We start from the raw sequence: 25,514 nt of genomic DNA, 5'->3' as shown, positions 1-25,514 counted from the left end.
GCCCGGGGCGCGGGGGGGGCGGGGGCCCCGCCCCCGGCCGCCGCCCCCACGCCACCAAGAAGGGAGAACCGAGGGGGGACGCGCCACACCGCACCGACACGGGGGGACCTGGCCTGCCTGACGAAAGGGAGAGCGCAGCTCATGGCCAACCACACCACCGGCACCCCGCACCACCTTCGACACCCGACCCGGGCACTGTCGGCCGCCATCGCGGCCACAGTGCTCGCCGCCACAGCGGTGACCGCCCTCGCGGTCACTGGCACCGCGACCCCGGCCTCGGCGGCGGGGTTGTCCCCCTTCGACATCCCCAACCGGGGCGCCACCGTTCCGTTCGTCGAGCAGGAGGCGGAGGAGACCGCCCACAACGGCACGAAGATCGGCCCGGACCGGCGGTACGGCACGTTGCCGTCCGAGGCGTCCGGCCGGGAGGCGGTCACCCTGGACGCCGTCGGCGAGTACGTCGAGTTCACCCTCACCGCCCCGGCCAACGCGGTGACCTTCCGCTACAGCCTGCCGGACAGCCCGGCCGGCACCGGCCGGGACGCCACGATCGACCTACGGGCCAACGGGTCGCTGCTGAAGTCGGTCCCGGTGACGTCGAGGTACGGCTGGTACTACGGCGGGTACCCGTTCAACAACAACCCGGGCGACACCAACCCGCACCACTTCTACGACGAGACCCGGGCGATGTTCGGCAGCACCCAGCCGGCCGGCACGAAGATCCGGTTCCAGGTCTCCTCGACCGCGCAGTCACCCAGCTTCACCATCGACCTGGCCGACTTCGAGCTGGTCGCCCCGGCGATCACGAAGCCCTCCGGTGTGCTCGACGTGGTCACCGACTTCGGTGCCGACCCGAGCGGCGCGACCGACTCGACGGCGAAGTTCCAGGCCGCTGTCGACGCCGGCAAGGCCCAGGGGCGGGCGGTCTGGATCCCGACCGGCACCTTCACCCTCTGGGATCACGTGGTGGTCGACGGGGTGACACTGCGCGGCGCGGGCCCCTGGTACTCGGTGCTCGGCGGCCGGCACCCCACCGAACGGAACAGGTCCGTCGGCATCTACGGCAAGTACGTCCCCGGTGGCGGCTACACCGGCCCGGTCCGCGCGCACGAGGCGAACGGGCCCAGCCGCAACGTCACGCTGCGGGACTTCGCCATCATCGGCGACATCCGCGAGCGGGTCGACGACGACCAGGTCAACGCGCTGGGCGGGGCGATGACCAACTCGGTGGTCGACAACCTCTGGCTGGAGAACACCAAGGTCGGGGCGTGGATGGACGGCCCGATGGACAACTTCACCATCCGCAACAGCCGCATCCTGGACCAGACCGCGGACGGGGTGAACTTCCACACCGGGGTGACCAACTCGACGGTGACGAACACGTTCGTCCGCAACACCGGCGACGACGCCCTGGCCATGTGGGCGCAGAGCGTGCCGAACGTCAACAACTCCTTCACCCACAACACCATCGGGGTGACCCTGCTGGCGAACCACCTGGTCAGCTACGGCGGCCGGGACATCACGATCACCGACAACGTGACGGCCGACTCGCTGACCAACGGCGGCGGCATCCACGTCGCGAACCGCTACCCCGGCGTGCAGGGCGCCACCGGAGTCCAGGGCACCTGGACGATCGCCCGGAACACCCTGATCCGCAACGGCAACTCGGACTACAACTGGAACTTCGGGGTCGGCGCGATCTGGTTCTCCGCGCTCAACGAGGCGTTCCAGAACCCCACCATCAACATCACCGACACCGACATCCTGGACAGCTCGTACGCGGCGCTGCACTGGATCGAGGGCCAGACCAACGGGATCAACCTCACCAACGTACGGATCGACGGCGCCGGCACGTACGCGCTCCAGGTGCAGGCGAACAGCCAGGTGTCGTTCACCAACGTGCGGGCCACCAACATCGCGCAGAGCAACCCGATCCACAACTGCGTCGGCGCCGGTTTCCAGATCACCCAGGGCTCCGGCAACTCCGGCTGGTACACCCCGACCCCGTACTGCGGCCCGTGGCCGAACCCGCAGTGGGGCGGCGGACCCACCACCCCGCCCCCGACCACGCCGCCGCCGACCACGCCGCCCCCGACCACCCCGCCACCGACCGGCGGGAACCTGGCGCTGGGCCGATCGACGACCGCGACCAGCACCAACCAGAGCTACACGGCGGCCAACGTGGTGGACGGCAACGCGGCCAGCTACTGGGAGAGCGCCAACAACGCCTTCCCCCAGTCGGTCACCGTCGACCTGGGCTCGGCCCGCTCGGTCGACCGGGTGGTGCTCAAGTTGCCCAGCGGTTGGGAGCAACGCACCCAGACGCTGTCGGTGCTCGGCTCCACCGACGGCTCGTCGTACACCACAGTGGCCTCGTCCGCCGGTCGGGTCTTCGCTCCCGGCACGGGCAACGCCGTGACGATCGGGCTGCCCACCGGTGACCGCCGCTACCTCCGGGTCACCGTGACCGGCAACACCGGCTGGCCGGCCGCGCAGCTCTCCGAGGTCGAGGTGTACGGCGGCACCCAGACCACCCCGCCGCCGACCACGCCACCCCCGACCACCCCGCCGCCCAGCGGCAACCTGGCGGCCGGGCGGTCCATCACCGAGACCAGCCACTCCGACGTGTACGCCGCCCCCAACGCGGTGGACGGCAACGCGAACACCTACTGGGAGAGCGCCAACAACGCGTTCCCGCAGTCGTTGACCGTGGACCTGGGGGCCGACCGGTCGGTGTCCCGGGTCGTGCTGAAGCTCCCACCGTCATCGGCCTGGCAGACGCGTGAGCAGACGCTGGCGGTGCTCGGCTCCACCAACGGCTCCACGTTCAGCACGCTGAAGGCGTCCGCCGGCTACAGCTTCAACCCGGCCAGCGGCAACACGGTCACCGTGACCTTCACGGCGACCACCCAGCGGTACCTGCGGCTGACCGTCACCGGTAACAGCGGCTGGCCGGCCGGCCAGCTCAGCGAGTTCGAGGTCTACTCCAGCTAGGTCGGGTGCCCCCGCCCGACCGGGCGGGGGCACCCGGTCCGGACGCTCCGGCGCAACGCCGCGTCGGCCGTCCGTCCCCGTCCCCAACCCGCACCGTCCCCCACCTGTCGCGGAACGACGGGCGTACCCCTGCACCCGTCGCCGGGCAACGCACCCACACCCACCCCCGAAAGAGGTGTAGCGACCCCATGTCCAGGACCGGCACCAGACGAGGCACGCCGCCAACCGGCGCGCCCAGCACCGTCCCCCGCACCGCCCGCCCGCGCCGCCGGATGCTCGCCGGCGCGCTCGCCGGCGTGCTCCTCGCCACCGCCCCGGTCGTCACGCCCGTGGCGAACGCGGCACCGGCGCCCGACCCGGTAGCGGCCGCCGCCCGGGTGGCCATGCTCGCCGGGCTCTCCGCCACCATGACCGCCAGCAGCTACGTCCAGAACTACGTGGCGGGCAACGCCAACGACGGCAACGCGGCGACCTACTGGGAGAGCGCCAACAACGCGTTCCCGCAGTGGATCCAGGCGGACCTGGGTGCCACTGTCAACGTGGACCGGGTGGTGCTGAAGCTGCCGCCCTCGTCGGACTGGCAGACCCGGACCCAGACGCTGTCGGTGCTGGGCTCGACCAACGGCTCGTCGTTCAGCACCCTGAAGGACTCCGCCGGCTACACCTTCAACCCGAGCAGCGGCAACACCGCGACCGTCAGCTTCACCGCCGCCAGCACCCGCTACGTACGGGTGCAGGTCACCGGCAACACCGGCTGGCCGGCCGCGCAGTTCTCCGAGGTCGAGGTGTACGGCGCCAGCGGCAGCACCGACACCCAGGCGCCCAGCGCCCCCGGCAACCTGGCCTACACCCAGCCGGCCAGCGGGCAGATCCGGCTCACCTGGTCGGCGTCCACCGACAACGTCGGGGTGACCGGCTACGACGTGTACGCCAACGGCGCGCTGCGCGGCAGCGTCAACGGCTCGACGCTCACCTACACCGACAACCAGGCGGACAGCGCCACGGTGTCGTACTACGTCCGAGCCAAGGACGCGGCCGGCAACCAGTCGGCGAACAGCAACACAGTGACCCGGACCGGCACCGGCAACCCGCCGACCGGCAGCAACCTGGCGGTCGGCAAGCCGATCACCGCCTCCGGGTTCGTGCACACGTACGTGGCAACCAACGCCAACGACAACAACGTGGCGACCTACTGGGAAGGCAACGGCAACCCGAGCACGCTCACCGTGCAGCTCGGCGCGAACGCCACCCTCAGCCAGGTCGTGCTGAAGCTCAACCCGGACTCGGCGTGGGGCACGCGTACTCAGAACATCGCAGTGCTCGGCCGGGACCAGGGCTCGTCGAACTTCACCACACTGGTCGGCGCGGCGAACTACACCTTCAACCCGGGCAGCGGCAACACGGTGACCATCCCGGTCTCCGGTGCGGCGGCCGACGTACGGCTCTCGATCGCCTCGAACACCGGCGCACCGGCCGGGCAGGTGGCCGAGTTCCAGGTCTTCGGCACCCCGGCGCCGAACCCGGATTTGACCGTGACCGGCATGTCGTTCAGCCCGTCCGCGCCCGTGGAGACCAGCACCATCACCCTCTCCGCGACGGTGCGTAACGCGGGCTCGGCGGCCTCCGGCGCCACCAACGTCAACTTCTACCTGGGCTCCACCCGGGTCGGCACCGCCTCGGTCGGCGGCCTCGCGGCCGGTGCCTCGACCACTGTCAGCGCCAGCATCGGCACCCGCGACTCGGGCAGCTACCCGCTCAGCGCGAAGGTCGACGAGTCGAACACCGTCGTCGAGCAGGACGACACCAACAACAGCTACACCAACCCCAGCCCGCTGGTGGTCGCCGCTGTGGCCAGCTCCGACCTGGTCGCCAGTGCTGTCGACTGGTCGCCGGGCAACCCGTCGGCCGGCAACACTGTCACCTTCTCGGTGTCGATTCGCAACGCCGGCAACCAGGCGTCCGCGTCCGGCGCGCACGGCATCACCCTGACCGTGCTCAACGACTCCGGCACCGTGGTCCGTACCTTGACCGGCTCGTACTCCGGCGTGATCAACGCCGGCGCGACGGTCGGCCCGATCAGCCTGGGCACCTGGACCGCCGCGAACGGCAAGTACACCGTCCGGGTGGTGCTCGCCGTGGACGGCAACGAGTTGCCGGTCAAGCAGGCCAACAACACGAGTGACCGCCCGCTCTTCGTCGGTCGCGGCGCGAACATGCCGTACGACATGTACGAGGCCGAGGACGGCGTGGTCGGCGGCGGCGCGGCTGTCGTCGGGCCAAACCGGGAGATCGGTGACCTGGCGGGCGAGGCGTCCGGCCGCCGGGCGGTGACCCTCAACTCGACCGGCAGCTACGTCGAGTTCACCACCCGGGCCAGCACCAACACGCTCGTCACCCGCTTCTCCATCCCGGACGCACCGGGCGGCGGTGGGATCAACTCGACGCTGAACGTCTACGTCAACGGCACGTTCCACAAGGCCATCGACCTGACGTCCCGGTACGCCTGGCTCTACGGCAGCGAGGCCAGCCCGGGTAACTCGCCGAGCGCGGGCGGACCGCGGCACATCTACGACGAAGCCAACGTCATGCTCAACTCCACCGTCCCGGCCGGCAGCAAGATCCGCCTCCAGAAGGACCCGGCCAACACCACCACGTACGCGATCGACTTCATCAACACCGAGCAGGTGTCGCCGATCGCCAACCCGGACCCGGCCCGCTACACCACGCCGACCGGCTTCACCCACCAGGACGTGCAGAACGCCCTGGACCGGGTGCGGATGGACACCACCGGCAACCTGGTCGGGGTGTACCTGCCCGCCGGCAACTACTCCACCTCGTCGAAGTTCCAGGTGTACGGCAAGGCGGTCCAGGTGACCGGTGCCGGCCCCTGGTACACCCGGTTCAACGCTCCGTCGGGCCAGGACAACACCGACATCGGCTTCCGGGCCGAGAACTCGGCGGCGAACTCTTCCTTCAAGAACTTCGCCTACTTCGGCAACTACACCTCGCGGATCGACGGTCCGGGCAAGGTGTTCGACTTCGCCAACGTGTCGAACATCGTGATCGACAACATCTGGAACGAGCACATGGTGTGCCTCTACTGGGGTGCCAACACCGACTACATGACGATCAAGAACTCCCGGATCCGGAACATGTTCGCCGACGGCATCAACATGACCAACGGCAGCACCAACAACCTGGTCAGCAACAACGACGCCCGGGCCACCGGCGACGACAGCTTCGCGCTGTTCTCGGCCATCGACGCGGGCGGCGCGGACATGAAGGACAACGTCTACGAGAACCTGACCTCGACCCTGACCTGGCGGGCCGCCGGGGTGGCCGTCTACGGCGGCTACGGCAACACGTTCCGCAACATCTACATCGCGGACACGCTTGTCTACTCCGGCATCACCATCAGCTCGCTCGACTTCGGCTACCCGATGAACGGATTCGGCGCCAACCCGCCGACCCGCTTCGAGAACATCTCGATCGTCCGGGCCGGTGGGCACTTCTGGGGCGGGCAGACCTTCCCGGCGATCTGGGTCTTCTCCGCCTCGAAGGTGTTCCAGGGCATCCGGGTCAGCGACGTCGACATCATCGATCCGACCTACAGCGGCATCATGTTCCAGACCAACTACGTCGGCGGGCAGCCGCAGAACCCGATCACCGACACCGTCTTCACGAACGTGTCGATCAGCGGGGCGCGCAAGAGTGGTGACGCCTACGACGCGAAGTCCGGCTTCGGAATCTGGGCGAACCCGATGCCGGAGTCCGGGCAGGGGCCGGCCGTCGGGTCGGTCACCTTCAACAACCTGCGGCTGAGCAACAACGCGGTGGACATCCAGAACCCCACCTCGACGTTCACCATCAACCGCAACTGAGCTGACCGGTAGCCGACGCCGCCGGGGGGTGTGCCCCTCCCGGCGGCGTCGCGCCGTGTCGGCCCTCGCCCGCCGCGAACCGGGCCGCGCCGGCCGCCGCGTCCGTGGCCAGCGAATTCATCCCGTACGCCAACTCGGTCGCCAGCGCCTCCGGCTCGGCTCGCCCCGCGCCGGCCAGCAGCGCCGCCCGGTCGTTGCGCAGGCAGGTCTGCGGATGCCGGGCGATCGCCGCCGCCAACTCCTCGGCCGCGGCCCGCGCCTGGCCGGGCGGCACCAACCGGTTGACCAACCCCATCGTGTACGCCTCGTCGGCCGGCACCGGGCGGCCGGTGAGGATCAGGTCCATCGCCCGACTCTCACCGATCAGCCGGGGGAGTCGGACGGTGCCGCCGTCGATCAACGGCACCCCCCAGCGGCGGCAGAACACCCCGAGTGTCGCGTCGGACTCGGCGACCCGCAGGTCACACCAGAGCGCCAGTTCGAGCCCGCCCGCGACCGCGTACCCGGAGATCGCCGCGATCACCGGTTTGCTGAGCGTCATCCGGGTCGGACCCATCGGGCCGTCCCCCTCCGGCTCGACCCGGTTGCCGCTCGGCGTGCCGATCGCCTTGAGGTCGGCGCCGGCGCAGAACGTGCCACCGTCGCCCCAGAGCACGGCCACCGACGCGTCCGGGTCGGCGTCGAAGGCCCGAAACGCGTCCGCCAGCGCCCGTGCCGTCGGCCCGTCCACGGCGTTCCGAGCCGCCGGCCGGTCCAGCACCACGGTGGTGACCGCCCCGCGCCGCTCCACCCGTACACCCATCCCGCCAGCATGCCCGCCCCGCCGCACCCCCACAATCCCCGTCGATCTTGCACTTCCGGTTGACGCGGTGCGGCAGGTTTGTCGCCGTCGACCGGTTTGCTACGGCGATCGCCGGGAAGTCGGTACTCGTGCGAGCACTTTTGACGAAAGTTGAGCAGGACTCCCGGCTGGACCGCGCGGGCGACCGGTTGCAGAGGGTCGTCCTGGGGACGCTGCGTCCGCGCCGGCTGCGCGACCTGCTGCACGGGGTGACCCTCGGGCATCCGCTGCACCCGGCGATGGTGCAGGTGCCGGTCGGCGCGTGGATCAGCGCCGCGGTGCTGGATCTCATGCCCGGGCAGCGCCGACCCGCCACCGTGCTGGTCGGTCTCGGCACCCTCAGCGCGGTGCCAGCGGCGGTCGCCGGTCTGAACGACTGGGCGGCGCTCGCCCGGGACCAGCGCCGGGTCGGCCTGGTGCACGCTGCCGCCAACGCCGTCGGCATGACGCTCTACGCCGGTTCGCTGGCCGCCCGGCTGTCCGGCCGCCACGGCATGGGCCGTGCCCTCGGCTTCCTCGGGCTCTCCACCGCGAGCCTCGGGGCGTACATCGGGGGTCACCTGGCGTACAAGCAGGGGGCGCAGGTCAACCAGTCCGTCTCCGAGCTGCACCGGATGTCCGACGGCTGGCACTCGCTGGCCGACATGGCGACGTTGCCGCAACGCACTCTGATCACCCGAGAGGTGGACGACGACATCTCGGTCATCCTCTACCGGCATGGTGACGAGGTGACCGTGATGTTGGAGCGCTGCCCGCACCAGAGCGGGCCGCTCGGCGAGGGCGAAGTGCAGGAGATCGACGGCCACGCCTGCGTGGTCTGCCCGTGGCACGGGAGCGCGTTCCGGCTCAACGGCGGCGAGGTCGTGCACGGGCCGTCCGGTAACGACCAGCAGATCCTGCCCACCCGGATCCAGAACGGAGTGCTCCAGACCCGCCTGCCCTGACCCTCTCCCTCCTCCGGCGCAGTGTTGCCCATGACGATGATGCCTCTGAGTCATCAAGGTGCCTCAGAGGCATCACGCTCTCCGGACACCTCGCCCCGGAATTGCACTGCCGATCAGCTGCGTCGGTGTCGGCCGATTGGCGGACCGTCCGGTACGGAGTCCAGGCCGTGCCCGCCGTCGAACAGCCCGCCCTCGCCACCAGCATCGGCCCAGCCGTCGCCACCACTCCAGCCCTCGGGGCCGGCGGTCGTCATTCCGCCGCCGTGAGGTGCCGTGCCGCCGGAGAGAGCCATCCCGCTGCCCGGGAACGCCGTGCTGCCGGGAGAAGCCATTCCACTGCCGGCGGGTGCCGCCCCGCTGCCGGGTGTCATTCCGCCGCCGTGAGGTGCGAAGTCGTTCCCGCTCGGTGCCGTGCCGCCGTGCGGTGCCGCCGGTGCTTCGATGGCCGCCGCGGCCCGGCTGGCAGCCCAGGCGGCACCGCTGCCGGCCGCCCCAGCACTGGCCCGCCGGCCCGCGCCGCCGCTGCTTCGGCCCGCGCCACCGCTGCTTTGGCCCGCGCCACTGCTGCTTCGGCCCGCGCCACCGCTGCTGTTCCGGCCCGCGCCACCTCGGGGCGTGCGGGAGGACGCGGCGAGTCGGGGGGCAGCCCCGGCGGTGGCCGGGCGGCGACGCAGTCCCAGGACCGCGCCGATCTGGGCACCGACGATGCTCGCCACGGCCAGTACGGCGGAGACCGCCAGCGGTCGGTTCACCCGGTCGGCGGCACCAGCCCGGGCCGCGCCGACCGTCATCGCGGGTGGCTGGCCCGCTGACTCCGTACCGCTGGGTGGTGCCGGGGCCACCGGCGGCGGTGCGGCCCGCTCGGGTGCCGGCCGGGGCGCGGGCGGCTTCGGTGCCGCGGGCCGGTCGACGAGCCGGCCGGTGGCGTGCTGCCGAGCCCCCTGGTCGGCGGCCTCGGTGGGCAGCCGGAGCAGTTGGCCGGGGCGGATCCGGTCCGGGTCGTCGAGCTTGTTCAGCTTGGCGAGTTGTCGGTAGTCGCCGAACTCGTCCAGGTACCGCTCGGCCACCTCCCCGAGGTAGTCACCTCGCGCCACCCGGTACAGGGGTGCGGTCGTGTCAGGTGTCACCGCCGTGTGGGCCGGAGCGGCCACTGTGGCGACGGCCGGTGCGGCCGGACTCGCGTACGCCGGAGGTCCGTAGAGCGCCGCAGCGCTCGCGGCGGCCGGGCTGGCGACCAGGATCAGCGCGACCGAGCCGACCAGCGCGGCGGCGGCCTTCTGCTGGCGGCCCATCCCGGGCAGCTTCGGCGCCGGCCGGCGCAGGGTCTGTGCGCCCAACTCGACGAGGACGGAGAAGGCGAACGTGGCCCAGCCGAACCAACCGGCCACGGCCAGCGCCCGCAGGAAGAGCTGACCGTCGTCCCGGCTGGTCAGCGCGGTGCCCACCTCGCTGATCGTGGGGAGGTGATCGGGCAGCGGGTTACCGGCGAAGGCGAGCAGCGCGATCGGCGCGCCGACCAGCAGCACCAGGAGTACAGCCAGCGCGCCGATGCCGGTGAGGATCCGTCCGGTCCGCCGTACGACGGACCCACCCGATACGGGCATGGCTGCCTTCCTTCCTACGGTGTTGCGGTGATGGCACGCGCGGTCGCCTCGCCGGTGACGGTGACCGTTTCGTTCTGAACGAACAGTCCGAGCATCGAGCGGTTGTAGGTGATGTCGACGGTTACCCGGATCAGGATTTCCCCGTCGACTTCGGGGAAGCTCACTGTGTGACCGGCGATGTCCACGGCAGCCAGGTAGTTGGCCACCGCCACGAGCGCCTCCGGCTCGCTGATCCGCTTCGGCCCGCCCTCGATGGCGGTGGCCCGGTCGATGGCCTGGCCACCGGCCCGGGCCGCCTCGGCGGCCAGGTTCTGGGCGCGTTGCAGGGTGCGCAGCTGCCCGGCGCCGTCGAAGGAGAGGCCGATGATGGCCAGTACGCCGATCATCGTCACCGCGAGGAAGATGCTCACCCGGCCGTGCTCGCCCGCCGGCGGGTGCCGGACAGCCGACGCGGTGGCCGTCATTGCCGGCTCCGGTAACGGTCCAGGGGCGAGGTGAAGCTCGCGGTGATCTGCTGCTCGCTCTGCATCCCGGGCAGAATGTCGAGTGTGATGTCCTGAAAGGACACCATGCAGGTGATCGTCACCGTCACCGTGGCGTCCGTACCGACCGGGCTGGCGAAGGCGCCGTTGAAGCTCGATGGCGTGCCGGTGAACGTCGGGGCCAGGTCGTTCGTGCAGGCCAGCCCGTGCCAGTCCAGCTGCTGCTGGGCGGCATCCAGGGCGGCCGCCCGGGCGGTGTCCGCGTCCCGGGAGATCGAGGCGGCACGGGCGGCGTCGTGCGCGGCAGCGTCGAGGGCCTCCGCTGCCAGCGCGGTACGCCCGACCACACCGGCCAGCACCATCAACGCGATGAACGCCGGCGCGAGCACCGCCACCTCGATGGAGACGGAGCCGCGCTCGGCGGTGCGGGTCATGGCAGGGTCACCCTCTCCACCGTTCCGTGGGCGGTCTGCTGTATCGCGAAGTCCACGCCCGGCACCACCGACAGGGACCGGCCACTCACCGTGCAGGTCACGTGGACGTCGTCGACGGTGACGCAGCTCGGGCCGGGTGTCTTCCAGTCCACCAGCCAGCCCCCGGCGGCGTTCAGGAACTGGGTGGCGCTGGCCACCCCGGCGCCGTCCCCCGCCTGGTACGACCGCTGCGCATTGACACCGCCCTGCGCCGCGTTCAACGCGGTCGACCGGGCGAGGAAGACGGCCGCGACCTGGATCGAGGCGAAGAGCAGCACCAGGATCAGCGGCATCATCACGGCCAGCTCCACCGGGTTGGCACCCCGCTCCCGGTCGACGGCCGCGAGGCGGCCCCGGGCGGCGCTGACCGCCCGGTGCCACCACGGGTACGCGGCTCGGCTCATGCCGGCGGTTACGGGACCGGGTTCGAGAAGGTCGGGATGTTGGTCATCCAGTTGTTGGCCCTGTTCAGGGCCAGGCCGGTGACGACCGTGGCGACGAAGACCAGGCCGAAGATGATCACCGCGGTGGGCACCGGGCTGTCGCCGCGCTCACCGTCACGGTGCAGCTCGGCCAGGCGCGTCGTCAGCACGACGTGCAGGTAGCTGAGGATGGACATGGCGTGCTCCTTCGTGGGTGGGGTCAGATACGGGCGATGAACGGATAGACGACGAAGCCGAGCAGCACGAAGACGAGCAGCGCGCCCGGGATGTCGAGTCGGCTGGTCACACCCTCGGCGCGAGCGAGGTTGTCGGTGCGGATCTGATCGCGCAGCGAGTCGGCCCGGCTGCGCAGGGTCTCGTGCACCTGCGCACCCTCGCTGCCGGAGGAGCGCATGATCGCGCCAACGTCGCCCAGCTCCGGAATGCCGATCTTGTCGGCGAGCTCGCGCAGCTCGTCCCAGGGTGCGTGCATCTGCATCTGGGCGATCCGCAGCGACTCCTGAAGCCGGTCGAACACCCAGCCGTCGCAGACCGCCGCGGCCCGCTCCAGCGACTGCACCGGCCCGTGCGCCGCGGAGAGCTGCAGCGCCACCAGATCGAGGTAGGTGCAGACCGCCTGTCGGAACTCGTCGCGGGCGGCCTCGGCCTTGGTCAGTACGGCACGGTGTGCCAGTAGGCCACCCATCAGCGCCAGGCCGAGACTGCCGAGCACCGGTATGACGAGCGGGATCGAGATGCCGACCGCCAATAGCGCCACCCCGAGCAGGGTCGGCAGGGCCAACCCGAACAGGGCGGAGAGCAGCACCGACAGCGCGTACTGCTCGGAGGTCTGACCGATCAGGGCCAGCTGCCGGTGCGGCGGGCGCAGCCAGCGGGAGAACCCGCTCAGCCAGTCGAGTCGCCGGGACGCGGGAGTGGCGAGGCGGCCAGTGCCCGGTGGCTGGTGCAGCCGGCGCAGCGCCGGCCCGAGCGCCGGAGTCGCCGGCACCAACTCGCGAACTACCAGGAACACGCCCAACCCCACCCCGGCACCACCACAGACCGCGATGGCCAACTGCCAGTTCACGCGATCACCTCGGTTGGGTCGGGCGCCGGCAGGAACCGGGCCGGCCGCTGCGGCTGACTCATCGACCGCACCCAGGCCAGCAGACCGATGAAGGCGGCGCCGAGGGCGGCCATCACGAGCTGACCCACCGGCGTGCCGTACGGCTTGATGTACTCGGTGTTGACCAGCCCGTACGCCAGGGTTGCCAGCGTCATCCCGGTGAGGAAGCGGACCGCGAACCGGGGCTGGGTGCGCTTGGCCTCGATCTCCCGACGGGTCGCCACCTCCGCGGACGCCGCGCCGGCGATCGAACCGAGCACGTCACCCAGCCGCTCACCCCGGTCTGACAGGTGCAGGATCAGCGCCGCGACCACCTGGTCGCAGACCGGGTCGGCGATCTCGTCGGCGAACGCCAGCAGCGCGGAGCGGGCCATCCAGCCGGCCTGTAGACGGGCGGCGAGCAGCCGTACCTCGTCCTCGATGCCGGGTGGCACGCTGCCGATCGTGCCGATGATCGACTGCTGGAGGCCCTGCCCGGTGCCGGAGACGTCCTTGAGTCGGCGGGTCCACTCGCCGACCGCCTCGATCCGGGCGATCGCCCGCTGTTCGGCCTTGCCCACCCCGAACAGCCACGGGGTGCCGGGCACCGCCACCGCCACCAGCAGGCCCACCACCGGCAGCCCGGTCAGCAGGAACGCCAACGCACCGGCGACCAGCGCGGCGACCAGCAGCGCCTGATAGGCCCGTTGCTCGGCCGGCGTGCTGCCCGGCCCGCGCCACAGCCGGGCGACACCCGGCCCGCTGCCCGGGCCCGGGCCGGGAGGTCGGCGGGTGCCGACCAGCGCGACCACGGCCAGCAGCAGCCCGGCCACACAGGCGGCCCCGGAGACCACCGCGATCAACTCCAGGCTGTCGAGCATCAGGTCACCGCCGGGCCAGTCGGGTCTGCCGAGGCCGCCGCCAGGCCCCGGCCCCGGCCTCGACCCACCGGGTCAGCAACCGCGCGTCGTACCCCACCCGCAGCAACTGGTCGCGGACCCGTTCCGGCAGGTGCCGGGGGACCGCACGACCGTCCGGGCCGGGCCCGAAGACCGTGGTGGTGGTGATCCGACCGGCCTCGCCGGCCCCGATCACCTCTTCCACGTGCGAGACGAACCGGTGTTTCCGCCCGCCGATCGCGGTCTCGTCCTCGACGGTGACGTAGACGATCAGGTCGAGGGCGTTGCCAGCCATCCGGCGGGCCTGGTCGACGGTCATCTCCCGACCGTGCGCCAGGGCCAGCTCGACGATCCGTTCACCCACCCCGGCGGCGGTACGGGCGTGGATGGTGCACATCGACCCGCGGCTGGTGGTCATCGCCTGGAGCATCGGCACGATCTCCCGGGACCGCACCTCGCCCACGATGATCCGCAGGACGCCCATCCGCAGCGACAGCGGGATCAGGTCGGCGATGGTCACCTCGCCGGCTGGGCGGCCGTCGAAGCCGCGCTCACCGTGCCCCTCCCGGGCCTCGAAGCTCATCACCGCCCGGTGCCGCTCCCGGCGACGGGCCGGGAGCAGCTCCCGACTCTCCTCCAGCAGCACGTACGGCTCGTCGGGCGGGATCTCGTTCATCAGCGCCCGGATGACAGTGGTCTTTCCGGCACCGGCCAACCCGGCGACCATGATGTTCAGACCGGCGCGCATCGCCGCGCGGAGGAAGTCGCGCAGCAGCGGATCGATCATCTCGTCCAGGTCACCCCGGGCGCCGGCCAGGTCGTCGAGGCTCACGTCCAGGGTGTTGTGCTTGCGGATCACCGCGTACGGGCGGTGGCTGACCAGGAACACCGCCGCCAACCGGCTGCCGTCGGGCAGTTGCAGGTCGAGGGTGGGCTTCACCGTGGACAGGGACCGCTCGGTCGCGCCCGCCCGTCGGGCCGCCGCCTGGAGGATCTCCACCAGTTCGGCGTCGCTGTCGGCGATCGGCTCGGCCCAGTCCACCCCACCGCCGTGCCGGGTGATGCGCACCTGGTCGCAGCCGAGGATGTGCACCTCCTCGATGGTGTCGTCGACCAGCAGGGTCTGTAGCCGGCCCAGCCCGACCAGCTCGGCGGTCACCTGGTCGAGCAGCAGGCGTTCATCGCCGGCGGCCATCGGTGTGCCGGCCCGGCGCACCGAGTCCGCGTACGCGGCGACCACCGTGACGGCGAGCCGGGCCCGCTCGGTGTCCTCCTCGTCGACGGTGAACTCCCGGCCGCGCTGCCAGAGGGTGAGCCGTTCGGTGAGTTCCCGGCGCAGCTCCCGAACCACCTGGAAGTCCATCCGAGGGCGCGGTGGCGACTCCGGCGGCGGGGTGGCCGCGGGCGTCGACTGCGGCACGGAGTGGTGCCGCCCGTTCGGCCCGGCCAGGGGTGGCGCGGTGGAGGTCACGTCCGGTGGTTGTTGGCGCGGATCGGTGGAGACCGGCTCAAACCGCATCCGGCACCCCCTGCTGCACGGGCCACGCCAGCCGGGCCCGGCGCCGCTCCAGCAGCGCCCCGACCGGGACCTCCAGCGCGGCCGCCGCCCGCATCAGCGGCCGACCGGCCCGCACGGTCCCGCCCAGGGCGAGCACCCCGGCGGTACGCGGATCGTGCGGCAGCCGTGCGATGACCGGCAGTTTCAGGGCGCGGCTGATCTCGGCCCGCCCGTGCCCGGCGCCGACCAGCAGCAGCCGCAGGGTGCCCGGGGGGACCCGGTGTTCGGCGAAGTCCCGTTCGATCGCGGTGACCACCGCCCGGGTGCCGGAGAGGTCCGGCAGGTGCGCCCGGGTCACCAACAGCACCACCGAAGCGGCCCGCAGCAACGGCCACGGCGGCCCGGTCACGTGCAGCCGACCACAGTCGACCAGGACGTCGTAGCCGGGGGTGCCCCGGTCGAGGGCGTCGAAGTAGTCGGCGAAGCGTTGCCAGAGCGGGGTGACACTGCCGCTCTGGGCCGGGTCGACGAGGCCGGGCAGCAGCAGCCGTTCCCGGCGGGGCGCGTCCAGATCGACCAGCTGCGACCAGAACGCGGTCTCCAGGTTGCCGTCGCGCAATTCCCCGACGGCCAGCTCTCCGATGCCGCGTGGGCCGTCCAGTTGGCCGCCGAGGTAGCCCGCGAGGATCGAGCCGCCGGCCGGATCACATTCGGCGATCACCAGCCGTCGGTGCCAGGCCAGCGCGCAGGCCAGCGCGGAGGTGGTGACGCCGGGCGAACCCTTCGCGGACACCAGCGCGATGATCGCCATGCTCAGGCCGCCTCGGTCAGCACGACGGCGAGCCGTTCCTGCGCGGCGAGCGCCACCACCGCTGGCACGTCACGGGTGAGCAGCGCCAGGTACAGGACCTTGTCGTCGTTGGCAGGGCTGACCATGTCGATGACGGTGGCCGCGAACCGGGTGCCGGCGGCGGCCGCGTCTCCGTTGGCGTTGTTGGCCGGAGTGCTGACCAGCAGCACCTTGTCGCCGGGGTGCAGTTCGCGGGCCGGCACCTGGGCGGTCTTCAGGCCGAGCGCGATCTGCTGCTGGCCGGGGCCGAGCAGCGGATCGTCGGTGACCTGTCCCAGGGTGAGCAGCGTGCCCGGGAGCAGCGCGACCGCGGCCCTTTTTCCGACCACCTCGTCGAGCCGTGCGGCGGGCACCGGACGCAGCCCCTGACCGCCGGCGACCTGCACGGTGACCAGGTCGGCGGCGCTGATCTCGCGGCCCACCTCCACCGGCCGGGCCACCGCCAGATAGCTACCGGTGGCCCGTACCGAGGTGACCGCGAACGCCGCGCCCAGCCCACCCAGAGCGATCAGCAGAACGGCGAGACCGAGCAGCCCGGGACGGACCCGGCGCTGTCGGACCACGGTGGGCGGATTGACGGGCGCGTCCACCGATCCGGTCCCGTTGCGGGTCGCGAGGCTCATCGGGTCACCACCTGGAGTTCGTTGATCTGGATCGGCACCGTGCCGCTGGTCCGGGTCTGCTGAATCGGTTCGCCCTCGACGCCACCGTCGGTCCACCACCGCACCGTCCAATAGGTGGTGGCACCGACGCGGTAGGTGCCGGCCTTCGGGTAGCCCTCGTCGTAACCGCAGTCTGGGGAGGCGCGGCCGGCGAGCGCCTTGTCCTTCGCGTCGTACGGGGTACCGGGGCCCTCGCAGGGGACCTTGTCGCCGTTGCCCATGTTCCACACGATCCGGTCGACCTTCGCCTCAATGGAGACGGTCAGCCCACGGTCGGACGCGGACGCGGTCAGCGGGCCGAAGTAGCTGGGGGTCGGGGTCGCCCACATCCACACGGGCAGACCGACCAGGCCCGGACCGACGTCCTTGCGGGGGGCGACCTTCAGCCGCGCCGGCAGCAGCTTGATCGACGCCAGGGCGCGACGGGCCAGTTCCTCAGGGTCCGGCGGAGCGCCGAAGCCGGGCGGCGGATCGGCAAGCGTCACCATCTCCTGGGCCCCCAGGTCGCCGCCGTTGCAGGTTTTCAGATACCACTGCTGACCCTCGGGGGGCGGGTCCGGTGCCTCGGTCAGCTTGTAGTAGCAGCCGTCGCCGTTGTTGAACCAGCCCAGGTCCTCGTCGTAGCAGGGGATGGTCCGCCCGTTCCACTGGCAGACGCCGCCACCGCCACCGCCGCCCTCGTCGCCGCCCCCACCGTTGTCCCCGCCGCCGCCGGGATCACCGGGGTTGCCGGGTTCGTCGTCCCAGACGCTGCAGTCGGGTTGGTCGGGTGGGCAGCCCGCTCCCGGGTCGGCCCGTAGCGCGGCGGCGGCCGGCACTGTCGCGCCGAGCACCAGCAGCAGCGCGAGGCCGACCCCGGCGATCGCCCGCCGGGTTGTCGCGGCCCGGCTCAGCACGGCTGGTCCAGGTGCGTCGCACCGTAGTTGATCAGCCAGCGACCATCCGGATATCGGCTCGCGGTGGCGGTGGCGAGGTGTCGGCCGCCGCCGCTGCCCGGGACCGGGCGCTTGTCCTTGGCGTAGACCAACCGGTAGCTGGTCGTGTCCAGGCAGTCCTGGATCTCCACGGTGGCTGGCTTGGCGTCCAGGCTGACGGCGGTCACGGTCGGGTCGGACTTCAACGTCCCGGTACGCATGGCGCCGCGCTCCTTGGCCTCGCGAATGGACACCCGAACTCGAGTCAGCAGTGGATCACCAAGGAACCGGGACAGTTCCGGTGCGCGTGGGTCACTGCGTACGCCCGCCGCGCGCGAGGCGGCGAGATAACCGGAGTACGCGTCGAGGGCCGCCTTTTCGGCGGCTTGCCGTTCCACGTCCGGGTCGGTCCGTTGTTCGTCGTCACGGGCCACGGTCGGCCGTTCAACCGTTTCCCGTCCGCTGGTGCAGGCGGTGACCGGCATCGCTGCCACGACCGCCAGCAAGCAGATTGCCGCTCGTCTGAGCTGCCGTCCGCGCACCGTCGAGCCTCCTCGTGGTCGCCCGGGGCGGTGGCAATTCACCGCCGTCGGGCATGCGGAAGCGCGCCCGGATCAGCACATCCGGAGCCGTTCATTGCGCTTCTGCATTCACCGTTACGGATCTTTTGCAAATGCGGGGTCCTGTGTCGTCCGATGGTGAAGGTGAGGCTTGCATCACACCCAAGGGGCGAGCATAGGCTGACGCTCGCCGATGCAACAGAGGCAATTCAAGCGAACACTCTGCGTGATGATAGGTGGTGGTGGCGGGTGTCCACACTGCGCCCCGGGCAGTGGTCGAGCGAACTGTCGTTATTGATGGGGCGTCGCCGGCTCGGATGGGCTGACCGAAGTCTCGTCGCCGGTCGCGGGAGTGGGACATCGCGGCCTCATCCCGGCATTCGAACGGCCCTGGCGACCGGTCGGCGGGCTGCCTCGGCCGACTCGAAAGAGCGCGAAAGCACCCCCGCAGGCCCGGGTCGTCAGGTCGCTTTCGGCACCATCCGCTACACCACTGTCAGTGCTCGATCACGATCCGTGTTCACCATCGCGAGGGAACGTCTGGCCGCAACGGAGACGACATGGCGCTGACCGGCCCCCCAGCGGCCGTCCCCGGTCGGGAGAACCCACCCGATCGGCGTTCGGCGCCCCCGCCGTCCGGCGATGCGACGGAGGAACCCGCCCGCCCGACAGCGCCCGCTCCGGGGCGCGAACGACCGGCCGGCCTCGTCTCGGCGGTGGCACGCACCCGGGTCTCGACCGGGTTCGCGATCCTCGCGATCAGCCCGCTGATGCGGTTGGCCGCGCTGCGCTACGCCGTACCCCCGGGCCTGCCCAGCCGGACCGGCTGCGACGCCTGCGGCGCGCCGGTCGGCCTGACCCGCCCCTGGCCGGCGCTGAGCCCGGCCGCCCGGTGCGGTCACTGCCGCGCTCGGGTCGACCCACGGCCGGGCACCGTCGAGTTGGCAGTGCTCGCGGGCGCGGTGCTGCTGGCGATCGCCGGTCCGTCGGGCGGGGTGCTGCCGGCGCTGAGCTGGTGGCTCGGCTGGACGATCCCGGCGATCCTGGTCGACCTGGCGGTGCACCGGTTGCCGGATCGGCTCACAGTGCCCGCGGCGGCCGGGACCTGGCTGCTGCTCGGCGTGGCCGCGCTCGACGCCGACCCGGGGCACTGGCTGCGGGCCGTCATCGGCGGCACGGGGTTGGCGCTCTTCTTCGCCAGTACCGCGCTGCTGCTCGGCCGCCGTGGCTTCGGGCTGGGCGACGCCAAGCTGGCGCTCAGCGTCGGGGCGCTGCTCGGCTGGTACGGCTGGCCGGTGCTGCTGCTCGGGCTGCTGCTCACCTTCGGGCTCTCCGCCCTGGTGAGTCTGGGGCTGCTGGCCAGCCGCCGAGCCAACTGGAGCACCCACCTGCCGTTCGGCCCGTTCCTGCTGCTCGGCACGGTGGGCGCGCTCTCGCTGGCGACCTGACCCGCCCTGCGGCTGGTCAAGGGCGGAAGCGGCCGGCCAGTTTGGGCACCGCGCTGTCGGTACGGTCGGCCCGGCGGCGGAGCACCTCGGCCGTCGGGCGGGCCAGCAACGGGGTGGCCACCACGGCGACCAGCGCACCGAACAGCACGCCCGCGATCACGTCGTGCGGGTAGTGCAGGCCCACGAAGACCCGGGAGAAGGCGGCGAGCGCGGCCAGGGGCAGCGCGATCAGCCCGAGTCGGCGGGAGAGCAGCAACGTGGTGACCGCCAACGCCCCGGCGATGGTGGCGTGGTTGCTGGGGAACGACCAGTCGCCCGGCGGTGGGCAGGCGCCCGCGATGATGGCCCGGCCGATCGTCCGGCAGGGGCGCTCCTCGTCCACCACGGTCTTGAGGAACTCGCTGCCCGCGTACGCCAGGAGGGCTGGCACCGGCGCGATCAGGGCGAGTGCCCGGTCGTGCGGGCCGCCGGACCGACGGCTCAGCGCGGCTACCAGCAGCAGCGCGCCGAGCAGCAGGATCACCCCCTCGGTGGCGTGTCCGACGAACCACTGCACCGGCTCTGGGCTGCCGGCGGCGGCGTCGACGACGTCGCTGTACCACTCGGCGCTGATCTCCGGAACGTCCATGCTGCCGATGTCGAGCATGCATCACCTCACCTCACGTTCATACCTTGTTCACCTGGCGGACACCCTAGGAACGCGGCATCGGGCACCGCTGCTGTCGAAGGTCGGGCGGTCGGCACGACCTTCGTCGCTGCGGGTCACGTTGACTCCGGCCGAGGCCCGCTACGAGCTGCCCGAGGCCGCCGGAGACGCCGAGGTCGAGCTCTGGCACCACGGCGAGTCGTTGCTGGTCACCGGTGCCGAGCCGGTCATCCGGCCGATGCCGTCGGTGCCCGACCCCGGCCCGGAGCCGCCCTCTCCGCCCGGCCGCCGCCCCACCCGCCGTTCGGCCGCCTGAGCCGCTGCGACCGGCGCAGGGGTCGCCGGTGCTCCCGGCTGGGGCTGCTGCGGCTTCCGCTGGGCTGCTGCGGCTTCCGGCTCACGCCGTTGCGGCGCCCAGCTCAGGTCGGGACGGGGCCGCCGGCCATCCGTTCCCGGACGGCCTCCAACGCCTCGAAGGCGTACGCCCAGTTGTGGCACTTGAAGCTGCGCAGACCGTCGATCGCGGTGTGACAGTCGGAGCAGCGCACCCCGGCGATGGCGTCCGGGATCTCGGTGTTGACGTACTTGCGCTCGCCCAGGATGACCGTGGCGATCAGGGTCTTGTCGTGCAGGCCGGAGAGCGCCGACGAGACGATGTCGTACCAGGTGATCCGCCGGCGGCACTTCGGGCAGTCGGGTTCGTCGCCGCTGACCCAGAGCGGGGCGCCGATGCTGCGCGCCGGCATGCCGAGCAGCTTCTCCAGCCGCCGGACATCCGACTCCGGGGTGGTCCAGCGGTGTCGGCCGGGCAGTGATGCGGGCGAGTCGTACACGGCGCGGAACAGATCGTTGTCGACCTGCACGGTTTCCCGCTGACTGGTCATCGACGTCCCTCCTCGTTGAGTGGGTGCCCCCACCGTGGTCAGCGATGACCATGGGTGCAGCCGGATCAACGACACGAGGGGTCAGCGGGTCGTCGCCCCGGGTGCTAGACATCGAGATCCGACCGCGCCGTCGAAGGGACCCCTCGTGACCGACCAGCCGGCACCCGACGCCACCGATGTCACCGCCCGCCCCAACGTGGCCCGGATGTACGACTACTTCCTGGGTGGCAGCAACAACTTCGCCGCCGACCGGGCCGCCGCCCAGCGGGTGCTGGAGATCTTCCCGGACACCGGGGCGGCCGCCCAGATGAACAGGCACTTCCTGCGCCGGGCCGTGCGGTACGCCGCCGAGCAGGGCGTACACCAGTTTCTGGACATCGGCGCGGGGCTCCCCACCCAGGGCACGGTGCACGAGGTGGTGCGTGAGGTGTCGCCGGACGCCCGGGTGGTCTACGTGGACTACGACGAGGTGGCTGTCGCGTACGCCAAGCGGTTGTTGACGGACGTGCCCGGCACTGTCGTCGTGCAGGGTGACCTGCGGCGGCCCGACGACCTGCTGGCCGACCCCGGCGTGCGGGGCACGCTCGACCTGGACCGCCCGGTGGCCGTGCTGCTGCTCGCGGTGCTGCACTTCGTTCCGGACGGGGACGACCCGTGGGCGGCCGTCGCCCGGCTGCGCAACGCGACCGTGCCCGGCAGCCACCTGGCGTTGTCGCACCTGACGCTGGACGGCCTCTCGCCAGAGTTGGCCGAGCGCGGCCAGGCCGTGTATCGCAACAGCAGCGCCCCGCTGGTGCCCCGCACGCACACCGAGACGCTGCGCTTCTTCGACGGGTACGACCTGGTGGAGCCCGGTCTGGTCGAGACCACCCGGTGGCGGCCGGACGGGGAGTCCGAGGTGGTGGAATCGCACGGGTACGCCGGGGTCGGCGTCCGCCGCTGACCTGTTTTCGCCGTCGGCGGCCGGCTCCGGGTGGTACGAACGGGGTTAGGGCGTGCCATCGGGAGGAGCGCCGATGGCGAGCCGGCCCGAACGGTTGCTGCGGGGAAGCGACGCGCCGCTGAGCGCCTCGTTCCTGGAGTTGTTCTTCGACCTGGCGTTCGTCCTCGCCCTCAGCCAGTTGGCCGACCATCTGCTGCACGACCTGACCGTGGTCGGCGTGCTGCGGACCGGCCTGCTGCTGACCGGAGTCTGGTGGATCTGGGTGACCACCACCTGGTTCGCCGACTGGTACGACCCGGAGAGCCCGTCGGTCCGGTTGCTGCTGCTCGCCGCCGCCCTGAGCAGTCTGCTGGCCGGGGTGGCGATCCCGCAGGCGTTGGATGGTCGCGGTCTGCTCTTCGCCGGAGCGTACGTCGGGCTGTTCGTCGGTCGGGGCCTGGTCACCGCCATGACGCTGCGGGGGCACCCGCGGCAGCGCCGGGCGCTGCGGATCCTGATCTGGTACAGCGTCTCCGCCGTACCGTGGTTGGCCGGGGCGTTCCTGGCGGGCTGGCGCGTTCCGCTGTGGGTGCTGGCGCTGGCGATCGACCTCAACGGACCACGGCTCGGCTGGCCCACGCCGCGCCTCGGCCGCTCCCAGCCGGAGGAGTTGCGCCTGGCCAGCGAGCATTTCGCCGAGCGGTACCAACAAATCATGATCATTGCGCTCGGTGAACTCGTCCTGGTCGCCGGTCTCTCGTACGCCGACACCGACCTGCACCTGCCGGAGACCGCCGCGTTCCTGCTGGTCTTCGCCACCGCGGTGCTGATCGGCCTGCTCTATCTGACGCCCGCCGGCCGACAGTTGGCCCCGGCCATCGAGCACGCCGATCCCACTCGGCTCGCGGTCCGTACGGGCTATCTGCACCTCGTGATGATCAGTGGCCTGGTGGTCACCGCCGTCGGCGCCGAGCTGAGCATCGCCCATCCGACGGAGAAGGGTGACCTGACTGCGGTAGTGGTCATCCTGGGCGGGCCCACGCTGTTCCTCATCGGGCGGATCCTGTTCTCCCTGGCGATCCACCGGCGGCTCTCCTGGCCCCGGGTGGCCGCCCTGTTCGCGTTGTCCGGCGCGGCGGCAGCCCTACGGCTGCCGCTGCTGGCGGTCAGCGCGGTAGCGACCGGAGTGGTGCTCGTGGTGGTGGTGCTGGACCGCGCGGGCATCTTCTCCTACCGCAGCCGGAAAACCTGACTAGAGTCAGAGGTGTGGACTCCGCGCTCATCGCCGCCGTGCGGCGGTTCAACCGGACGGTCACCCAGCGGGTGGGTGCGTTGGACGACGAGTACATGGCCCAGGGGCGTCCGCTCGGGCAGGCTCGGCTGCTCTGGGAGATCGGCCCGGCGGGTGCGGAGGTCGTGGCGCTGCGGGCCCGGCTGAGCCTGGACTCGGGATACCTCAGTCGACTCCTGCGCGCACTGGAGAACGACGGGCTCGTCACCGTGGGGCCGGCAGACCAGACCGGGGGTGACGGCCGGGTCCGCACCGCCGCCCTCACCGACGCCGGCCGTACCGAGTGGGCCGAACTCGACGGGCGGTCCGACGAGCTGGCCGCCTCGATCCTCGAACCGCTCACCGCACACCGCCGCGACCGACTCGTCACCGCCATGGCCGAGGTGGAACGGCTGCTCGTCGGGTCGATGGTGGTCATCGAACCGTGCCCGCTGAGTGACGGGCGGGCCCGCGCCTGCCTGCGCGCGTACGCCCGCGAGATCGGACGACGATTCGACGACGGCTTCGACCCGGCGTTGAGCAACCCGGTCCACGACGAGGCGCTCGTCCCGCCGGCCGGCGTACTCCTGCTCGCCACCCTCAACACCGAGCCCGTCGGCTGCGGCGCCGTCAAACTGCACCGCGACGGGCCCGCCGAGATCAAACGCGTCTGGGTGGCGGACACCGTGCGCGGGCTGGGCGTCGGACGGCGACTGCTGGGCGAGCTGGAGCGGTACGCCGCCGAGCGCGGCGCGACAGCCGTGCGGCTGGACACCAACCGCAACCTCACCGAGGCGATCGCCCTGTACCGCTCGGCCGGCTACCGGGAGATCCCGCCGTACAACACCGAGCGCTACGCCCACCACTGGTTCGAAAAACGGCTCGGGCAGTGAGCGGAAGACATTGCCGGGTCCAGCCCAGGAACCGGTGGTGCAGTTGGCCGGCGGGGACGTCGGACAGATCGCGGGTGGCGTCGACGAGCTGGGCGGCCAGGTAGAGGGCGAGCGACACCAGCGCTCCGGCGTACTCCTGTCGCAGCTCTTCACGGCGGGCCGGGCAGGGCCAGTACGACACGCGAGGCCGCTTGCTCTCCGGGCGTCGCTGCCAGCTACGTCGCCAACCCTCTCCCCAGGTAGGCCGCCTCGCGACACGATCAGGGGACTCCGCCACCAGCGACCCTTTGAGGTGTGAAGGTTTGTCCTAATCTCGGCACGTTCCGACTTTCCCGTCCGAACCCTGACCAGGGACTTCGGGTCGGGCAGCGTCCTCGGATCGTCCTGGGTGGAGAGTGGCGATGAGCGGCAGCAGACGGATCGACCAGATGGCCCGACGTCAGTTCGTCAAGCTGTCCGGGGTCGCCAGCGCGGGCGGGCTTCTCGCCCTGGCCGGGGCGGACGGCGGAAGGGCCGACGGTGGTGACGGCTCACCCCAACCCTCGCCACCGCCGAACCCGGGCGGCACCGCCTGTCCGACACCGTCGGCCCTGTGCGGCTATCCCACCGACACCGGCGGCCGGTTCGACCTGTGGGACCGGGTCCAGGTCTGCCTGGGTACGCGGACCACGCCGCCGACCAACTGCCTACGCACCACGTCCGACTACGTGGTGCTGAACGGGGCGCCGCCGAACACCCACAACTATCTGCTCGTGCCGACCTGCCGGGTGAAGGGCATCGAGTGCCCGTGGATCGCCACCTCCGCCGCGCCCAACTACTGGCTGGACGCCTGGATCAACGCGCAGCCCGGGCAGCCCTCGCACGTGGTGTACCCGAACATCGGGCTCGGCATCAACTCCGCCAACGCCCGCCAGCAGGACCAACTGCACATCCACCTGGCCGGCATCCACAGTGGCATCCAGACCCAGCTGAACGCGTACGACAACGCGATAAGCAACAACCCGGCGAACTGGCGGAACCAGATCGTCCCGATCTGGGGCCTGACGGGCGGCGGCGCCCCGGCCCCCCGCTCCTACCGCGTACTGCACGTGTCGAACCTGAACGACAACCTGTTCACGCTGCTGCGCGACTTCGTCGTACGGCCAAGCGGGGCGAACATGGCCGACCAGGCGATGGCTGTCACCCCTCGCTTGATCGGCAACGGCGGGTTCTACGTCATCAACAGCGAGCCCGCCCTCCAGACCCCGCAGGGCCAGCCCGGCGGTACGGGGACCGTGGACTTCCTACTCGCGTACACCTGAGCCCCCAGGTCACGTCGGAGG

General features: G+C 71.5%; 24 protein-coding genes and 1 pseudogene. 9 read left to right on the top strand and 16 right to left on the bottom strand.

Features of this window, described 5'->3' with window-relative positions; genetic code table 11:
• Positions 1-141 precede the first annotated feature (141 nt).
• Both ABZU52_RS08500 and ABZU52_RS08495 read left to right on the top strand, forming a co-directional pair.
• The gene (locus ABZU52_RS08500; protein ID WP_354970416.1) at positions 142-2,994 is read left to right on the top strand and encodes a discoidin domain-containing protein; all 2,853 of its coding nucleotides are present in this window, start codon (positions 142-144) and stop codon (positions 2,992-2,994) included.
• Between the two features lie 188 nt (positions 2,995-3,182).
• Positions 3,183-6,875, top strand: a complete 3,693-nt coding sequence (locus ABZU52_RS08495; RefSeq protein WP_354970415.1) for a discoidin domain-containing protein — start codon at positions 3,183-3,185, stop codon at positions 6,873-6,875.
• On the opposite strand, the gene ABZU52_RS08490 is transcribed toward ABZU52_RS08495, so the two are convergent.
• Positions 6,862-7,677: a crotonase/enoyl-CoA hydratase family protein gene (locus ABZU52_RS08490; protein ID WP_354970414.1), complete on the bottom strand. Its 816-nt coding sequence runs from the start codon at positions 7,675-7,677 to the stop codon at positions 6,862-6,864. The two genes, ABZU52_RS08495 and ABZU52_RS08490, sit on opposite strands and share 14 nt — an antisense overlap.
• Positions 7,678-7,805: 128 nt before the next feature.
• Between ABZU52_RS08490 and ABZU52_RS08485 the strand changes: the two genes are divergently transcribed.
• Positions 7,806-8,660, top strand: a complete 855-nt coding sequence (locus ABZU52_RS08485) for a Rieske 2Fe-2S domain-containing protein (RefSeq protein WP_354970413.1) — start codon at positions 7,806-7,808, stop codon at positions 8,658-8,660.
• Positions 8,661-9,313: 653 nt separating this feature from the next.
• Here ABZU52_RS08485 and ABZU52_RS08480 read toward each other — a convergent pair.
• From ABZU52_RS08480 to ABZU52_RS08425, 12 genes and pseudogenes are all read right to left on the bottom strand, one after another.
• Positions 9,314-10,264 (bottom strand): annotated as a pseudogene (locus ABZU52_RS08480) (LysM domain-containing protein); the annotation flags it as partial.
• 14 nt (positions 10,265-10,278) lie between these two features.
• On the bottom strand, positions 10,279-10,728 hold the full coding sequence (locus ABZU52_RS08475; RefSeq protein ID WP_354970412.1) for a pilus assembly protein TadG-related protein: 450 nt from the start codon (positions 10,726-10,728) through the stop codon (positions 10,279-10,281).
• Complete coding sequence (locus tag ABZU52_RS08470) at positions 10,725-11,180, bottom strand: TadE/TadG family type IV pilus assembly protein (RefSeq protein WP_354970411.1); 456 nt, start codon at positions 11,178-11,180, stop codon at positions 10,725-10,727. Before ABZU52_RS08470 ends, ABZU52_RS08475 begins: the two co-directional genes overlap by 4 nt.
• The gene (locus ABZU52_RS08465; protein ID WP_354970410.1) at positions 11,177-11,623 is read right to left on the bottom strand and encodes a TadE/TadG family type IV pilus assembly protein; all 447 of its coding nucleotides are present in this window, start codon (positions 11,621-11,623) and stop codon (positions 11,177-11,179) included. The genes ABZU52_RS08470 and ABZU52_RS08465 overlap by 4 nt, the downstream gene beginning before the upstream one ends.
• Positions 11,624-11,631: 8 nt before the next feature.
• Complete coding sequence (locus ABZU52_RS08460) at positions 11,632-11,838, bottom strand: hypothetical protein (protein ID WP_354970409.1); 207 nt, start codon at positions 11,836-11,838, stop codon at positions 11,632-11,634.
• 23 nt (positions 11,839-11,861) lie between these two features.
• Positions 11,862-12,728: a type II secretion system F family protein gene (locus ABZU52_RS08455; protein ID WP_354970408.1), complete on the bottom strand. Its 867-nt coding sequence runs from the start codon at positions 12,726-12,728 to the stop codon at positions 11,862-11,864.
• Positions 12,725-13,627 (bottom strand): type II secretion system F family protein, encoded by a 903-nt coding sequence (locus ABZU52_RS08450; RefSeq protein ID WP_354970407.1) that lies wholly within the window; start codon positions 13,625-13,627, stop codon positions 12,725-12,727. The genes ABZU52_RS08455 and ABZU52_RS08450 overlap by 4 nt, the downstream gene beginning before the upstream one ends.
• A 4-nt stretch (positions 13,628-13,631) precedes the next feature.
• On the bottom strand, positions 13,632-15,164 hold the full coding sequence (locus ABZU52_RS08445) for an ATPase, T2SS/T4P/T4SS family (protein WP_354970406.1): 1,533 nt from the start codon (positions 15,162-15,164) through the stop codon (positions 13,632-13,634).
• Entirely contained in the window at positions 15,154-15,954 is an 801-nt protein-coding gene (locus ABZU52_RS08440; RefSeq protein ID WP_354970405.1) for a ParA family protein, read from the bottom strand. Before ABZU52_RS08440 ends, ABZU52_RS08445 begins: the two co-directional genes overlap by 11 nt.
• Before the next feature lie 2 nt (positions 15,955-15,956).
• A complete protein-coding gene (locus ABZU52_RS08435) occupies positions 15,957-16,616 on the bottom strand; it encodes an SAF domain-containing protein (RefSeq protein WP_354970404.1) in 660 nt (219 codons plus the stop codon).
• On the bottom strand, positions 16,613-17,551 hold the full coding sequence (locus ABZU52_RS08430) for a hypothetical protein (RefSeq protein WP_354970403.1): 939 nt from the start codon (positions 17,549-17,551) through the stop codon (positions 16,613-16,615). The genes ABZU52_RS08435 and ABZU52_RS08430 overlap by 4 nt, the downstream gene beginning before the upstream one ends.
• Complete coding sequence (locus ABZU52_RS08425) at positions 17,545-18,111, bottom strand: hypothetical protein (RefSeq protein WP_354970402.1); 567 nt, start codon at positions 18,109-18,111, stop codon at positions 17,545-17,547. Before ABZU52_RS08425 ends, ABZU52_RS08430 begins: the two co-directional genes overlap by 7 nt.
• A gap of 788 nt (positions 18,112-18,899) precedes the next feature.
• On the opposite strand from ABZU52_RS08425, the gene ABZU52_RS08420 reads away from it, so the two are divergent.
• On the top strand, positions 18,900-19,577 hold the full coding sequence (locus ABZU52_RS08420) for an A24 family peptidase (RefSeq protein ID WP_354970443.1): 678 nt from the start codon (positions 18,900-18,902) through the stop codon (positions 19,575-19,577).
• A 16-nt stretch (positions 19,578-19,593) separates the two neighbouring features.
• On the opposite strand, the gene ABZU52_RS08415 is transcribed toward ABZU52_RS08420, so the two are convergent.
• A complete protein-coding gene (locus ABZU52_RS08415) occupies positions 19,594-20,223 on the bottom strand; it encodes a phosphatase PAP2 family protein (RefSeq protein WP_354970401.1) in 630 nt (209 codons plus the stop codon).
• Positions 20,224-20,344: 121 nt separating this feature from the next.
• Here ABZU52_RS08415 and ABZU52_RS08410 point away from each other — a divergent pair, with 121 nt between their 5' ends.
• Positions 20,345-20,539: a hypothetical protein gene (locus ABZU52_RS08410; protein ID WP_354970400.1), complete on the top strand. Its 195-nt coding sequence runs from the start codon at positions 20,345-20,347 to the stop codon at positions 20,537-20,539.
• Positions 20,540-20,642: 103 nt separating this feature from the next.
• Here the strand turns inward: ABZU52_RS08410 and ABZU52_RS08405 are convergent, their stop codons facing one another.
• Positions 20,643-21,107 carry a hypothetical protein gene (locus tag ABZU52_RS08405; RefSeq protein WP_354970399.1) on the bottom strand — a complete coding sequence of 155 codons (465 nt, stop codon included), beginning with the start codon at positions 21,105-21,107 and terminating at the stop codon, positions 20,643-20,645.
• Positions 21,108-21,252: 145 nt separating this feature from the next.
• Between ABZU52_RS08405 and ABZU52_RS08400 the strand changes: the two genes are divergently transcribed.
• The 3 genes from ABZU52_RS08400 to ABZU52_RS08390 all read left to right on the top strand — a co-directional run bounded on the left by ABZU52_RS08400 (position 21,253) and on the right by ABZU52_RS08390 (position 24,192).
• The gene (locus ABZU52_RS08400; RefSeq protein WP_354970398.1) at positions 21,253-22,050 is read left to right on the top strand and encodes an SAM-dependent methyltransferase; all 798 of its coding nucleotides are present in this window, start codon (positions 21,253-21,255) and stop codon (positions 22,048-22,050) included.
• Between the two features lie 73 nt (positions 22,051-22,123).
• A complete protein-coding gene (locus tag ABZU52_RS08395) occupies positions 22,124-23,281 on the top strand; it encodes a low temperature requirement protein A (protein WP_354970397.1) in 1,158 nt (385 codons plus the stop codon).
• Positions 23,282-23,295: 14 nt separating this feature from the next.
• A complete protein-coding gene (locus tag ABZU52_RS08390) occupies positions 23,296-24,192 on the top strand; it encodes a helix-turn-helix domain-containing GNAT family N-acetyltransferase (RefSeq protein WP_354970396.1) in 897 nt (298 codons plus the stop codon).
• Here ABZU52_RS08390 and ABZU52_RS08385 read toward each other — a convergent pair.
• The gene (locus ABZU52_RS08385; protein WP_354970395.1) at positions 24,086-24,373 is read right to left on the bottom strand and encodes a hypothetical protein; all 288 of its coding nucleotides are present in this window, start codon (positions 24,371-24,373) and stop codon (positions 24,086-24,088) included. The genes ABZU52_RS08390 and ABZU52_RS08385 overlap by 107 nt on opposite strands.
• Before the next feature lie 220 nt (positions 24,374-24,593).
• Here ABZU52_RS08385 and ABZU52_RS08380 point away from each other — a divergent pair, with 220 nt between their 5' ends.
• On the top strand, positions 24,594-25,493 hold the full coding sequence (locus ABZU52_RS08380) for a CDP-diacylglycerol diphosphatase (RefSeq protein WP_354970394.1): 900 nt from the start codon (positions 24,594-24,596) through the stop codon (positions 25,491-25,493).
• Positions 25,494-25,514: the final 21 nt, after the last annotated feature.

Source organism: Micromonospora sp. NPDC005220 (assembly GCF_040607895.1).
GTDB lineage: Bacteria > Actinomycetota > Actinomycetes > Mycobacteriales > Micromonosporaceae > Micromonospora.
The sequence above is the reverse complement of the archived record's forward strand: the minus strand, read 5'-3'. Positions and strand labels throughout refer to the sequence as shown.

Bases quoted from the DNA above. Each gene is read 5' to 3' on its own strand.
- ABZU52_RS08470 (WP_354970411.1), bottom strand. From the start codon at position 11,180: ATGACCCGCACCGCCGAGCGCGGCTCCGTCTCCATCGAGGTGGCGGTG.
- ABZU52_RS08500 (WP_354970416.1), top strand. From the start codon at position 142: ATGGCCAACCACACCACCGGCACCCCGCACCACCTTCGACACCCGACC.
- ABZU52_RS08450 (WP_354970407.1), bottom strand. From the start codon at position 13,627: ATGCTCGACAGCCTGGAGTTGATCGCGGTGGTCTCCGGGGCCGCCTGT.
- ABZU52_RS08380 (WP_354970394.1), top strand. From the start codon at position 24,594: ATGAGCGGCAGCAGACGGATCGACCAGATGGCCCGACGTCAGTTCGTC.
- ABZU52_RS08475 (WP_354970412.1), bottom strand. From the start codon at position 10,728: ATGACGGCCACCGCGTCGGCTGTCCGGCACCCGCCGGCGGGCGAGCAC.
- ABZU52_RS08495 (WP_354970415.1), top strand. From the start codon at position 3,183: ATGTCCAGGACCGGCACCAGACGAGGCACGCCGCCAACCGGCGCGCCC.
- ABZU52_RS08435 (WP_354970404.1), bottom strand. From the start codon at position 16,616: ATGAGCCTCGCGACCCGCAACGGGACCGGATCGGTGGACGCGCCCGTC.
- ABZU52_RS08460 (WP_354970409.1), bottom strand. From the start codon at position 11,838: ATGTCCATCCTCAGCTACCTGCACGTCGTGCTGACGACGCGCCTGGCC.
- ABZU52_RS08465 (WP_354970410.1), bottom strand. From the start codon at position 11,623: ATGAGCCGAGCCGCGTACCCGTGGTGGCACCGGGCGGTCAGCGCCGCC.
- ABZU52_RS08440 (WP_354970405.1), bottom strand. From the start codon at position 15,954: ATGGCGATCATCGCGCTGGTGTCCGCGAAGGGTTCGCCCGGCGTCACC.
- ABZU52_RS08405 (WP_354970399.1), bottom strand. From the start codon at position 21,107: ATGACCAGTCAGCGGGAAACCGTGCAGGTCGACAACGATCTGTTCCGC.
- ABZU52_RS08415 (WP_354970401.1), bottom strand. From the start codon at position 20,223: ATGCTCGACATCGGCAGCATGGACGTTCCGGAGATCAGCGCCGAGTGG.
- ABZU52_RS08490 (WP_354970414.1), bottom strand. From the start codon at position 7,677: ATGGGTGTACGGGTGGAGCGGCGCGGGGCGGTCACCACCGTGGTGCTG.
- ABZU52_RS08420 (WP_354970443.1), top strand. From the start codon at position 18,900: ATGCGGTTGGCCGCGCTGCGCTACGCCGTACCCCCGGGCCTGCCCAGC.
- ABZU52_RS08395 (WP_354970397.1), top strand. From the start codon at position 22,124: ATGGCGAGCCGGCCCGAACGGTTGCTGCGGGGAAGCGACGCGCCGCTG.
- ABZU52_RS08445 (WP_354970406.1), bottom strand. From the start codon at position 15,164: ATGCGGTTTGAGCCGGTCTCCACCGATCCGCGCCAACAACCACCGGAC.